Genomic DNA, 12,598 nt, shown 5'->3' with positions numbered 1-12,598 from the left:
GATCGGCACGCCGGCCCGGGTGATCATGTCGCCGAGGATGTGCACGAAGCAGCCGACCCCGGCGGGCGACCTGGAAGATCTCCGCCGGGTCGGGCAGCCGCCCCTTGCCCGTGTCCGCCCCGGTGAGCCGGCCGACGGCGGGCTCGATCACCCGGACGCCCCGCGAGCGCAGCGTCGCGACGTTGGCGACCGTGGCGGGGTGCTCCCACATCTCGGTGTGCATGGCCGGGGCCAGCACGACCGGGCAGCGGGCGGTGAGCAGCGTGTTGGTGAGCAGGTCGTCGGCGAGGCCGTGGGCGGCCTTGGCGAGCAGGTCGGCGGTGGCCGGCGCGACCACCACGAGGTCGGCCTGCTGGCCGAGCCGGACGTGCGGCACCTCGTGCACGTCGGACCAGACGTCGTCGGCGACCGGCTGGCCGGAGAGCGCCGCCCAGGTCGGCGCCCCGACGAAGCGGAGCGCCGACGCGGTCGGCACGACCCGGACCCGGTGACCCGACTCGGTGAAGAGCCGCAGCAGCTCGCACGCCTTGTAGGCGGCGATGCCGCCGCCGACCCCGAGGACGATCCGAGGGGACATCGGGGCGGGGCGGACTACGGCTGGTCGGTCGGCTCGGCGGTGAGCAGGCCCGCGTTGATCTCGCGCATGGCGATGGAGAGCGGCTTCTCCTGGGGGGTGGTCTCGACCAGCGGGCCGACGTACTCCAGCAGGCCCTCACCGAGCTGGCTGTAGTAGGCGTTGACCTGGCGAGCGCGCTTGGCCGCGAAGATGACCAGCGCGTACTTCGACGTCGTCTTCTCGAGGAGCTCGTCGATCGGCGGGTTGGTGATGCCTTCGGGGTTTGCGATGGATCCCACGAATTAACCTCTGCGTCTATCGCACCGCGCGCGGCGGCGCTGGCGGTCAACCGCGTAGACGCGGTCGCGCCGGAGCCAGGAAAGAAGAACCGGACAAGCCTACCAGCTCGTCGACGACCCGATCGGCGAGGTCGTGCGCCACGGTGTGGTCGAAGGCCGCCAGGGTGGCCGTCGGGGGGACGAGGCCGGGCGGGTGCAGCAGCACCAGCCGGGCGTCCGGCAGCGCCGAGCGGACCAGCAGCGCACCGGGCAGGTCGAGGCCGAGCAGCACCGGCTGCCCGGCGGCGAGTCGGGACCGCACCGGCTCGGCCGGCGTACCGCGCCGGAAGGGCCCGGCCCGGCTCCACTCCAGCAGCTCCCCCGCCGCGACCATGCGGTCGAACTCCGCCGGCGCCAGGAAGAGGCGGTCCACGCCGTCCAGCTCGCCCTCGCGGCGCGGACGGGTGGTGGCCGGCACCGGCACCCACACGGACGGAGAACGCGCCCGGACGCGCTCGACGACACTCTCCGTGCCCGAACCCGAAGGTCCGGTCAGGACAGTGAGCCGAGCCGCCGGGCGCGCCTCGTCATCCGTGCTCACTGCTTGTTTCTACACGCTGCCAGCCTCAGTTGGCGGCGAACTCCCCAAGCAGTGCCTTGCGCTGCTGCTCGCCGAGGCCACGCAGGCGACGGCTGTCGGCGATCTTGAGCTTCTCCATGATCTGGGTGGCCCGGATCTTGCCGATACCCGGCATCGCCTGCAGCACGGCGGAGACCTTGAGCTTGCCGACGACGTCGTCGGACTCGGCACGCTCGAGGACGGCTCCGAGGGTGGTCTTGCCCTGCTTGAGCTGCTCCTTCAGCTCAGCACGGGCCTTGCGGATCTCCGCGGCCTTCTCCAGCGCGGCAGCGCGCTGTTCCGGGGTCAGTGACGGGAGCGGCACCAGTTCTCCTCAGGTCCCTATCGCGACGGGCGGGTCGCCACGTCGCATCTGTGAAACGTGGTGTCGCTGTGAACCAAGGGGTCCGTGGTTCCCAGCGCGGGGAAAACTAGCGGTCGCCGACGGTTTCGGCAACGTGGGCGCGCGATGATCATCGCAAAGTGACCGAGCCGTCAGTCAGTCAACGGGCAGCCAGGACGGCCCGGCAGTCGGCCAGGGCACGGTCCGCCGCGGCCCGCAGCGCGTCCGCGTCCGGGCCCGCGTTCAGCACCTCACGGGAGTACGAGGGCAGCACGGCGGGCAGGCTGGAGCCGAAGACGACGCGCAGATCCGCCGCGGTCGCGCCCTGCGCCCCGAGGCCCGGGGCGAGCAGCGGGCCGTTCACCCCGGACAGGTCGTGGCCGGTGTCGCCGATGGTCGCGCCGACCACGAGACCGAAGCTTCCGAGCGGCTCCGCACCCGCGTTGAGCTGGGAAATCTCGTCGATCACGGTCTGCGCCACGGTCCGGCCGTCGGCGGTGCGGGCGCGCTGCACGGCGGCGCCCTCGGGGTTGCTGGTGAGCGCCAGCACGAAGACCCCGCCGCCGTGCTCGGCGGCCAGCTCGAACATCGGGGCGAGCGCGCCGACGCCGAGGTACGGACTGGCGGTCACCGCGTCGGCATGGACGGGACTGGATGGGTCGAGGTACGCGGAGGCGTACGCGGCCACCGTCGAGCCGATGTCGCCGCGCTTGACGTCCAGCAGAACGAGCGAGCCGGCATCGCGCAACTGTCGGATAGTTGACTCAAGAATGGCCACACCGCGGGAGCCGAACCGCTCGAAAAAGGCCGACTGGGGCTTGACCACCGCGACCCGGTCACCGAGAACTTCCGCGACGGTCCGGGCGAACCGGTCAAGCCCCCGGACGTCGTCGTCGAGACCCCACCGGGCCAGCAGACCCGGGTGCGGGTCGATGCCGACGCAGAGCGGCCCCCGCTCGGTGACGGCCCGGTGCAGGCGGGCGCCGAAGCTCTCCATCCGGTTCTCTCCCTCTCCCCGCCCGGGCGACCGCCGCCCGGGACACACTCCCCGCCCGGGGCGACCGCCGCCCGGGACGCACTCCCCGCCCGGCGACCGCCGCCGTGCGCACTCCCCGCCCCGGCGACCGCCGCCGGGTGCACTCCTTCGCCAGGCGGCCGGGCCGCCCGCGTACCCCCGCCGGAGGGTGACCGGCCGCTCAGCCGGCCGCCACCGCGGCGGCGACCCCGGCGGCGATCCGGGCCAGGTCGGCGTCGTCGGTGACGTACGGCGGCATGGTGTAGACCAGGTCGCGGAACGGCCGCAGCCAGACCCCCTCGGCGACGGCGGCGGCCGTGGCGGCGGGCAGGTCGACGTCGTGGTCGAGCTGCACCACGCCGATCGCGCCGAGCACCCGCACGTCCCGCACGCCGGGCGCGCCCCGCAGCGGCTCCAGGCCGGCCCGCAGGCCCGCCTGCACCCTCGACACCTGGCCCGCCCAGTCCCCGGCCCGCAGCAGCCCCAGGGACGCGTTGGCGACCGCGCAGGCCAGCGGGTTGCCCATGAAGGTCGGGCCGTGCGCCAGCACGCCGTCGGCGGAGATGCCCCGGGCGACCTGCGGCGTGCAGAGCGCGGCGGCCAGCGTCAGGTAGCCGCCGGTGAGCGCCTTGCCCACGCACATCACGTCGGGCGCCACCCCGGCGTGCTCGGCGGCGAACATCGTGCCCGTCCGGCCGAAACCGGTGGCGATCTCGTCGAAGACCAGCAGCACCCCGTGCGCCCGGGTCACCTCGCGCAGCACCCGCAGGTATTCCGGGTGGTGGAAGCGCATCCCGCCGGCGCCCTGCACCACCGGCTCCACGATCACGGCGGCCAGCTCGTGGGCGTGCCGCTCCACCGCCTCGACCAGGGCCGCGCAGTAGGCCGGGTCGGGCGGGGTGTCGTAGCCGCCCGGCGGGACGGGGGCGAACACCTGCCGGGGCAGCACGTCGCCCCACAGGTGGTGCATGCCGCCCTCCGGGTCGCAGACGCTCATCGGGTGGAACGTGTCGCCGTGGTAGCCGCCCCGCCAGGTGCCCAGCCGGCGGCGTTCCGGCCGGCCGGTGGCGCGCTGGTACTGCAGGCACATCTTGACGGCCACCTCGACGGCGACCGAGCCGGAGTCGGCCAGGAAGACGTGCTCCAGCCCGTCCGGGGCCAGCTCCACCAGGGTGGTCGCCAGGCGGACCGCCGGGGCGTGGGTGAGCCCGCCGAACATCACGTGGCTCATCCGGCCGAGCTGGTCGGTCACCGCCGCGTCGAGCACCGGGTGCCGGTAGCCGTGGATCGCCGCCCACCACGACGACATCCCGTCGACCACCTCCCGGCCGTCGGCCAGCCGCAGGCGTACGCCCTCGGCGCCCTCCACGACGTAGGGCGGGCTGGCCGGCGGCAGGGCCGCGTACGGGTGCCAGACGTGCCGGCGGTCGGCGGCCAGGATCTCCTCGGGTGTCACGCGCGCTCCTTCGTCGTCGCTCCCCGCCGCCTCGCACCCGTGGCCCCCGCCCCGCCCGACGCGCGGGACGGGCCGGGGCGGGACGGGCGCGAGTGCGGCGGAGGGGGTCACCGGGCCGGGGGCGGGGCGGCGGCCGCGGCGCGGGCCACGGCCCGGGGCAGGGCCGGGCCGCGGTAGATGAAGCCGGTGTAGAGCTGGACCAGGGCGGCGCCCGCGTCGAACATCCGGGCGGCGTCGTCGGGGTCGAGGATGCCGCCCACGCCGACGATCGGCAGCCGGCCGCCGGTCTCCCGGTGCACGAAGGAGACGACCTCGCGGGCCCGGTCGGCCAGCGGCCGGCCGGACAGGCCGCCCGTCTCCCCGCCGCGCTCCCGGTCGGCCGGGGCGAGGCCGTCGCGCGCCAGGGTGGTGTTGGTGGCGATCACCCCCGCCGCGCCCCGGGCCAGACAGACCTCCAGCAGCTCGGCGATCGCCGCGTCGGTGAGGTCCGGGGCGATCTTGACCAGCACCGGCTTCTCCCCCACCAGCGCGGCGAGGAGGGCGTCCAGGTGCGCGCGGTCCTGCAACTCCCGCAGCCCGGGGGTGTTCGGCGAGGAGACGTTCACCGCGAAGTAGTCGCCGTGCCCGCGCAGCGCCCGGTAGGAGGCGAGGTAGTCAGCCACCGCCTCGTCCAGCGGGGTCACCTTGGACTTGCCCAGCGAGATGCCCAGCGGCACCCCGAGCGGGCGGGGCAGCGCCGCCAGCCGGGCCGCGAGGGCCTCCGCGCCGGCGTTGTTGAAGCCCATCCGGTTGACCACGGCCTCGCTGTCGGGCAGCCGGAACAGCCGGGGCCGGGGGTTGCCCGGCTGCGGGTGCGCGGTGACCGTGCCGACCTCGACGAAGCCGAAGCCCAGCGCCGGCCACGCCGGCAGCGCCGCGCCGTCCTTGTCCATCCCGGCGGCGAGCCCCACCGGGTTGGGGAACTCGACGCCGAACACCGTGCGCGGCGCCCGGACGGCGTACCGGGCCCGCAGGGCGGCCAGCGCCGCCGGCCGGCGGGAGAGCCCCGCCAGCCGGCGCAGCGTCCACTCGTGCGCGGCCTCCGCGTCCCCGCCGCCGATCCGGAACAACCCGGGCCGAACCACCCGCTCAAACATCCCCGGCCTCCGCGCGCCCCCCGGCCCGCCGGCCTCCCGGTCGAACCCGTCGGTCATGAGGTTGGCCGTCGCGGCGGCGTGCCACGACGACAACCCCAGGATCGACCGGTCGGGGGCGGGTCACTCGGCGGCCCGCAGGGCGGCGTGCAGCTCCTGCAACGGGCGGACCTGCATGTCGCCGCGGATGCGGGCCTCGATGCCCATCACCGCCGCCGCCGCGCCCGGCACGGTGGTGATGCACGGGATGTCCGCCGTGACGGCGGCGCTGCGGATCTCGTACCCGTCGGAGCGGGCGCTGGCGCCCGAACCCTGCGGGGTGTTGACGACCAGGGCGACGTCGCCGCCGAGGATCAGCGACACCGCGTCCTCGCCCGCGCCGGACTCGTAGTGCTTGCGGATCTGCTCGCACGCGATGCCGTGCCGGCGCAGCACCTCGGCGGTGCCGGTGGTGGCGACGATCTCGAAGCCGAGGTCGGCCAGGCGCTTGATCGGGAAGATCATGCCGCGCTTGTCCCGGTTGGCGACCGAGACGAAGATCTTCCCGGCGGTCGGCAGCGAGCCGTACGCGGCCGACTGCGACTTGGCGAACGCGTGCCCGAAGGCCGTGTCGATGCCCATCACCTCGCCGGTCGACTTCATCTCGGGCCCGAGCAGCGAGTCGATGCCCTTGCCGGTCGGGGTGCGGAACCGCTTGAACGGCAGCACCGCCTCCTTGACGGCGATCGGGGCGCCGGCCGGCAGCGAGCCGCCGTCCCCCGTCGCCGGGAGGAGCCCCTCGGCGCGTAGCTCGGCGATGGTGGCGCCCAGCGCGATCCGGGCGGCCGCCTTCGCCAGCGGCACCGCCGTGGCCTTGGAGACGAACGGCACCGTCCGGGACGCGCGGGGGTTCGCCTCCAGCACGTAGAGGATGTCGTCCTTCAGCGCGTACTGCACGTTGAGCAGGCCGCGCACGCCGATGCCCCGGGCGATCGCCTCGGTGTAGCGGCGGACCTGGGCCACGTGCGAGCCGGCGAGGGTGATCGGCGGCAGCGAGCAGGACGAGTCGCCGGAGTGGATGCCGGCCTCCTCGATGTGCTCCATGACCCCGCCGAGGTAGACCTCGCCGTCGGCGTCGCAGAGCGCGTCCACGTCGATCTCGATCGCGTCGTCGAGGAAGCGGTCCACCAGCACCGGGTGGTCCGGGGAGATGTCGGTGGCCCGGCCGATGTAGTCGCGCAGCGTGGCGTCGTCGTAGACGATCTCCATGCCCCGGCCGCCCAGCACGTACGACGGCCGCACCAGCACCGGGTAGCCGATCTCGTCGGCGATCGTCTTCGCCTCGTCGTACGAGGTGGCCATGCCGTGCGCCGGGGCGCGCAGCCCGGCCCGGGCCAGCACCGCCCCGAACGCGCCCCGCTCCTCGGCCAGGTGGATCGACTCCGGCGAGGTGCCGACGACCGGCACGCCCGCGTCCTTGAGCCGCTGCGCCAGGCCCAGCGGGGTCTGCCCGCCGAGCTGCACGATCACCCCGACCACGCCCGGCCCGCCGGCCGCCCTGCCGGAGGTGTCCTCCGCGTGCCAGACCTCCAGCACGTCCTCGAAGGTGAGCGGCTCGAAGTAGAGCCGGTCGGCCGTGTCGTAGTCGGTGGAGACCGTCTCCGGGTTGCAGTTGACCATCACGGTCTCGAAGCCGGAGCCCGACGCGGAGCCGGCCCCGCCCGCCCCACCCAGCGGCGCGCCGCGCAGCGCCTGGACCGCGTGCACGCAGGAGTAGTCGAACTCGATGCCCTGGCCGATCCGGTTCGGCCCCGAGCCCAGGATGATCACCTTCGGCCGGTCCGACCCGACGACCTCCGTCTCGGAGTCGTAGGAGGAGTAGTGGTAGGGCGTGGTCGCCTCGAACTCGGCGGCGCAGGTGTCCACGGTCTTGTAGACCGGGCGGACGTCGAGGCGGTGCCGCAGCGTGCGTACGCCGTCCTCGGCGGCCAGCTCCGGGCGCAGCGCGGCCAGCTGCCGGTCCGACAGGCCGGCCCGCTTGGCCCGGCGCAGCAGGTCGGCGTCGAGCACCGGGGCGTCCACGATCTCGGCGCGCAGCTCGACCAGGGCGGCGATCTGGTCCAGGAACCAGGGGTCGATCCCGCCGGACGCGGCGGTGACCTCGGCGATCGACGCGCCGAGGCGCAGCGCCCGCTCGACGGTGTAGAGCCGGCCGTCGTGCGGCATCCGCAGCGCGGCGAGGGTGTTCTCCTTCGTCGCGCCGGCCGGGTCGGGCAGCGTCCAGAATCCGCCCGCCTTGGTCTCCAGCGAGCGCATCGCCTTGTTCAGCGCCTCGGTGAAGTTGCGGCCCAGGCTCATCGCCTCGCCGACGGACTTCATCGTGGTGGTCAGCTCCGGGTCGGCGCCCGGGAACTTCTCGAACGCGAACCGGGGGATCTTCACCACCACGTAGTCCAGGGTCGGCTCGAACGCCGCCGGGGTCTTCAGGGTGATGTCGTTGGGGATCTCGTCGAGGGTGTAGCCGATGGCCAGCTTCGCGGCGATCTTCGCGATCGGGAAGCCGGTGGCCTTCGAGGCCAGGGCCGACGACCGCGACACGCGGGGGTTCATCTCGATCACCACGATCCGGCCGTCGGCCGGGTTGACGGCGAACTGGATGTTGCAGCCGCCGGTGTCCACCCCGACCTCGCGCAGCACCGCGATGCCCAGGTCGCGCAGCCGCTGGTACTCGCGGTCGGTGAGCGTCATGGCGGGGGCGACGGTGACGCTGTCGCCGGTGTGCACGCCCATCGGGTCCACGTTCTCGATCGAGCAGACCACCACCACGTTGTCGTGCCGGTCGCGCATGAGTTCGAGCTCGTACTCCTTCCAGCCGAGCACGCTCTCCTCGATCAGCACCTCATGCACGGGGCTGGCGGCCAGCCCGTCGCCGGCGATGCGGGCCAGGTCCTCCGGGGTGTGCGCCATGCCGGAGCCGAGGCCGCCCATCGTGAACGACGGCCGGATCACCACCGGCAGGCCCAGCTCCGCGACCGTGGCCTCGACCTCCGCCATCGAGTGGCAGACCCGGGACCGGGGCACCAGGCCCGCCGGGTCGTCGATGCCCAGGCGTACGCCGGCCTTGGCGACGATGTCCTTGAACAGCTGCCGGTCCTCGCCGCGGTTGATCGCCTCGATGTTGGCGCCGATCAGCTCCACGCCGTACTTCTCCAGCACGCCCGCCTCGTGCAGCGCGACGGCCGTGTTCAGCGCGGTCTGCCCGCCCAGGGTGGGCAGGATCGCGTCGGGGCGCTCCTTGGCGATGACCAGCTCGACGAACTCCGGGGTGATCGGCTCGACGTAGGTGGCGTCGGCGAACTCCGGGTCCGTCATGATCGTCGCCGGGTTGGAGTTGACCAGGCTGACCCGGATCCCCTCGCTGCGCAGCACCCGGCAGGCCTGGGTGCCGGAGTAGTCGAACTCGCACGCCTGCCCGATCACGATCGGCCCGGAGCCGATGACCAGGATGTGCTTGAGGTCGGTCCGCTTAGGCATGTGTGCGCCCCTCGCTGTGGTTGCGGCCCTCGATGAGCTCCGCGAAGCGGTCGAAGAGGTAGTCCGCGTCGTGCGGTCCGGCCGCCGCCTCCGGGTGGTACTGGACGGTGAAGGCGGGCACGTCCTTCGCCCGCAGCCCCTCGACCACGTTGTCATTGAGGCAGACGTGCGACACCTGGACGCCGCCGAACTCGGTCTCGATCACCGAATCGGGTACGACCGCGCCGTGCCGCGCCCCCGGGATCTCGACGGCGAAGCCGTGGTTGTGGCTGGTCACCTCGACCTTGCCGGTGACGCGGTCGAGCACCGGCTGGTTGATGCCGCGGTGGCCGTAGCCGAGCTTGTAGGTGCCGAAGCCCAGCGCCCGGCCGAGGATCTGGCTGCCGAAGCAGATGCCGAACAGCGGCACCTTCCGGCGCAGCACCTCGCGGGCCAGCGCCACCGGCGCGTCGGCGGTGGCCGGGTCGCCCGGGCCGGGCGAGAGGAAGACCGCGTCGGCGCCGGTGGCGAGCAGGTCCTCGATCGTGGAGCCGGCCGGCAGCACGTGGGTGGTGACGCCCCGCGCGGCCAGCCGGCGCGGCACGTTGCGCTTGATGCCCAGGTCCAGCGCGGCCACCGTGAACCGGTGCTCGCCCTCGGCGGCCACCACGTACGGCTCGGCGGTGGTCACCTCGGCGGAGAGGTCCGCGCCGACCATCTCCGGGGACTGCCGTACCCGGGCCAGCAGCGCGCGCGGGTCGGTCTCGACGCTGGAGATGCCGACCCGCATCGCGCCGCGCTCGCGCAGGTGCCGGGTCAGCGCCCGGGTGTCCACGCCGCTGATGCCGACGACGCCCTCGGCGGCCAGCCGGTCCTCCAGACCGCCGGTGGCCCGCCAGTTCGAGCGGACCCGGGCCGGGTCGCGCACCACGTAGCCGGCCACCCAGATCCGGGACGACTCGTCGTCCTCGGCGTTGACGCCGGTGTTGCCGATGTGCGGTGCGGTCTGCACCACCACCTGCCGGTGGTAGGAGGGGTCGGTGAGCGTCTCCTGGTAGCCGGTCATGCCGGTGTTGAAGACCGCCTCGCCGAAGGTCTCCCCGACGCTGCCGTACGCCTCGCCGTGGAACGTGCGCCCGTCCTCGAGGACGAGGATCGCGGGCCTCCGCTTCGTCACGCTGCGTCTCCTTCGATCCGGACTGCGGGGCTCCGCTCCGCTGCACTCCTCGCTCGGATCAGGGCCTCCCCTTCGATCCGGACTGCGGGGCTCCGCTCCGCTGCACTCCTCGCTCGGATCACTTAACTGCCTTTCCGTCCAGGACCGTCGGCTCGCCGCGCAGGAAGGTCGCCACGATGCGACCCGGCAGCGTCATGCGGGCGTACGGGGTGTTGCGGCTGCGACTGGCCAGCTCCGCCGGCTCGATGGTGCGGCGGGCGGCCGGGTCGACCAGGGTCAGGTTGGCCGGCACGCCGGGTGCCGGGTCGAGGCCGTGCCCCTCCAGCCCGGCGATCCGGGCCGGGGTGCGCGACATCCGCTCGGCGATCAGGTCCCACTCGGGGCCGAGCGCGTCGAGGGCGATGGACAGCGCCGTCTCCAGGCCGAGCATGCCCGGCCGGGCGTACGCCCACTCGCACTCCTTGTCCTCCACGGCGTGCGGGGCGTGGTCGGTGGCGACGATGTCGATCACGCCCTCGACCAGGGCGGCCCGCAGCGCGGCGATGTCGGTGGCGGTACGCAGCGGCGGGTTGACCTTGAAGACCGGGTCGTAGGCCCCGGCCGGGCTCCAGTCGGTCGCGAGCGCCGGGCTCGCCAGCTCGCCGTTGCCGCTCACGACCTCGTCGGTGAGCAGCAGGTGGTGCGGGGTCACCTCGGCGGTGACCCGGACGCCCCGGGCCTTGGCCTGGCGCAGCACCTCGACGCTGCCGGCGGTGGAGACGTGGCAGACGTGCAGCCGGCTGCCGACGTGCTCGGCGAGCAGCACGTCCCGGGCGATGATCGCCTCCTCGGCGACCGCCGGCCAGCCCGTCAGGCCGAGCCGGGTCGAGACCTCGCCCTCGTGCATCTGCGCGCCCTCGGTGAGCCGGGGCTCCTCGGCGTGCTGGGCGATGATCCCGTCGAACGCCTTCACGTACTCCAGGGCCCGGCGCATCAGCTTCGGGTCGGCGACGCAGTGCCCGTCGTCGGAGAAGATCCGCACCCGGGCCGCCGAATCGGCCATCGCGCCCAGCTCGGCGAGCTGCTCGCCGGCCAGGCCGACGGTGACCGCGCCGACGGGCTGCACGTCGACCAGCCCGGCCTCCCGGCCCAGCCGCCAGACCTGCTCGACCACGCCGGCGGTGTCGGCCACCGGCGAGGTGTTGGCCATCGCGCAGACCGCCGTGTAGCCGCCGAGCGCCGCGGCGCGGGAGCCGGACTCGACGGTCTCGGCGTCCTCCCGGCCCGGCTCGCGCAGGTGGGTGTGCAGGTCGACCAGGCCGGGCAGCGCGACCAGCCCGGTGCCGTCGATCACGGTGGCGTCCGGCGCGCTCAGCCCGGCGCCGGTGTCCGCGACGACGCCGTCGCGGATGAGCAGGTCGGTCGGCGCGGCGCCGACGACGCTCACGTTCTTGATCAGGTACGAGCTCACCGGTTGTTCCCCCCGAGCAGCAGGTAGAGGACGGCCATCCGCACGGAGACCCCGTTGGCGACCTGTTCGACGATGGTGGAGCGGGGCGAGTCGGCCACCTCGGGCGTGATCTCCATGCCCCGGTTCATCGGGCCGGGGTGCATGACGATCGCGTGCTCGGGCAGCCGTCTCATCCGCGGGCCGTCCAGCCCGTAGCGGCGGGCGTACTCGCGGGCGGAGGGGAAGTAGGAGTCGTTCATCCGCTCGCGCTGCACCCGCAGCATCATCACCACGTCCGACTGCGGCAGCACCGCGTCGAGGTCGTAGGAGACGTCGGTGCCGGGCGCGAGGGCCTGCGCGATGTGGACGGGGATCAGCGTCGGCGGCCCGACCAGGGTCACCTTGGCGCCGAGCGTGGAGAGCAGCAGGACGTTGGAGCGGGCCACCCGGCTGTGCAGCACGTCCCCGACCACCGCGACCGACAGGCCGGCCAGCCGCCCCAGCCGGGAGCGCATCGTGTACGCGTCGAGCAGCGCCTGGGTGGGATGCTCGTGGGTGCCGTCGCCCGCGTTGACCACCGAGCCGTCGACCCAGTCGGCGAGCCGGTGCGGGGCGCCCGAGGCGGGGTGCCGGACGACCACCGCGTCGGCCCCCATCGCCTGCAGGGTCAGCGCGGTGTCCTTGAGGCTCTCGCCCTTGGCCACGCTGGAGCCCTTGGCCGAAAAGTTGATCACGTCGGCGCTGAGCCGCTTCGCCGCCGCCTCGAACGAGATCCGGGTGCGGGTGGAGTCCTCGTAGAAGAGGTTCACCACGGTGCGTCCGCGCAGCGCGGGCAGCTTCTTGACCTCCCGGCCGGCGACCGTGGCCATCTCGGCGGCGGTGTCCAGGATCTGGGTGGCCGTGGCGGCGTCGAGGTCGGCGCCGGAGAGCAGGTGCCGGATCACTGTGCCTGCCTTTCGTTCGCGACTGCGGGGCTCCGCTGCGCTGCACTCCTCGCGCTCACCGGTGCCTGCCTTTCGTTCGCGACTGCGGGGCTCCGCTGCGCTGCACTCCTCGCGCTCACCGGTGCCTGCCTTTCGTTCGCGACTGCGGGGCTCCGC

At 73.8% G+C, this 12,598-nt stretch carries 11 protein-coding genes; all 11 read right to left on the bottom strand.

What is annotated here, in order from left to right; all coding sequences use genetic code 11:
• On the bottom strand, window positions 1-577 hold a 577-nt coding region (locus ACWENR_RS19555; protein ID WP_452278399.1), incomplete at its 3' end, for a flavoprotein.
• A gap of 14 nt (window positions 578-591) precedes the next feature.
• Complete coding sequence (gene rpoZ / locus ACWENR_RS19550) at window positions 592-855, bottom strand: DNA-directed RNA polymerase subunit omega (RefSeq protein WP_007075826.1); 264 nt, start codon at window positions 853-855, stop codon at window positions 592-594.
• Between the two features lie 46 nt (window positions 856-901).
• Window positions 902-1,435 (bottom strand): guanylate kinase, encoded by a 534-nt coding sequence (locus tag ACWENR_RS19545; protein ID WP_452278398.1) that lies wholly within the window; start codon window positions 1,433-1,435, stop codon window positions 902-904.
• A gap of 25 nt (window positions 1,436-1,460) precedes the next feature.
• A complete protein-coding gene (gene mihF, locus ACWENR_RS19540; RefSeq protein ID WP_007458370.1) occupies window positions 1,461-1,778 on the bottom strand; it encodes an integration host factor, actinobacterial type in 318 nt (105 codons plus the stop codon).
• A gap of 178 nt (window positions 1,779-1,956) precedes the next feature.
• Window positions 1,957-2,793: an orotidine-5'-phosphate decarboxylase gene (pyrF, locus tag ACWENR_RS19535; RefSeq protein WP_452278397.1), complete on the bottom strand. Its 837-nt coding sequence runs from the start codon at window positions 2,791-2,793 to the stop codon at window positions 1,957-1,959.
• Window positions 2,794-2,992: 199 nt separating this feature from the next.
• Window positions 2,993-4,267, bottom strand: coding sequence for an adenosylmethionine--8-amino-7-oxononanoate transaminase (locus ACWENR_RS19530; RefSeq protein WP_452278396.1), 1,275 nt, complete (start codon window positions 4,265-4,267; stop codon window positions 2,993-2,995).
• Window positions 4,268-4,374: 107 nt separating this feature from the next.
• Complete coding sequence (locus ACWENR_RS19525) at window positions 4,375-5,403, bottom strand: quinone-dependent dihydroorotate dehydrogenase (RefSeq protein ID WP_452278395.1); 1,029 nt, start codon at window positions 5,401-5,403, stop codon at window positions 4,375-4,377.
• A gap of 120 nt (window positions 5,404-5,523) precedes the next feature.
• Window positions 5,524-8,913 carry a carbamoyl-phosphate synthase large subunit gene (gene carB, locus ACWENR_RS19520; RefSeq protein WP_452278394.1) on the bottom strand — a complete coding sequence of 1,130 codons (3,390 nt, stop codon included), beginning with the start codon at window positions 8,911-8,913 and terminating at the stop codon, window positions 5,524-5,526.
• Window positions 8,906-10,069 carry a glutamine-hydrolyzing carbamoyl-phosphate synthase small subunit gene (gene carA / locus ACWENR_RS19515; RefSeq protein WP_452278393.1) on the bottom strand — a complete coding sequence of 388 codons (1,164 nt, stop codon included), beginning with the start codon at window positions 10,067-10,069 and terminating at the stop codon, window positions 8,906-8,908. The genes carB and carA overlap by 8 nt, the downstream gene beginning before the upstream one ends.
• A 118-nt stretch (window positions 10,070-10,187) precedes the next feature.
• Window positions 10,188-11,519, bottom strand: a complete 1,332-nt coding sequence (locus ACWENR_RS19510; protein WP_452278392.1) for a dihydroorotase — start codon at window positions 11,517-11,519, stop codon at window positions 10,188-10,190.
• Window positions 11,516-12,442 carry an aspartate carbamoyltransferase catalytic subunit gene (locus ACWENR_RS19505; RefSeq protein WP_091095578.1) on the bottom strand — a complete coding sequence of 309 codons (927 nt, stop codon included), beginning with the start codon at window positions 12,440-12,442 and terminating at the stop codon, window positions 11,516-11,518. Before ACWENR_RS19505 ends, ACWENR_RS19510 begins: the two co-directional genes overlap by 4 nt.
• Window positions 12,443-12,598: the final 156 nt, after the last annotated feature.

The organism is Micromonospora sp. NPDC004336 (assembly GCF_053602615.1).
Note: the sequence above shows the minus strand (reverse complement) of the source record. Positions and strands in the feature narration are given on the sequence as shown.

Bases quoted from the DNA above. Each gene is read 5' to 3' on its own strand.
- pyrF (WP_452278397.1), bottom strand. From the start codon at position 2,793: ATGGAGAGCTTCGGCGCCCGCCTGCACCGGGCCGTCACCGAGCGGGGG.
- carB (WP_452278394.1), bottom strand. From the start codon at position 8,913: ATGCCTAAGCGGACCGACCTCAAGCACATCCTGGTCATCGGCTCCGGG.
- ACWENR_RS19525 (WP_452278395.1), bottom strand. From the start codon at position 5,403: ATGTTTGAGCGGGTGGTTCGGCCCGGGTTGTTCCGGATCGGCGGCGGG.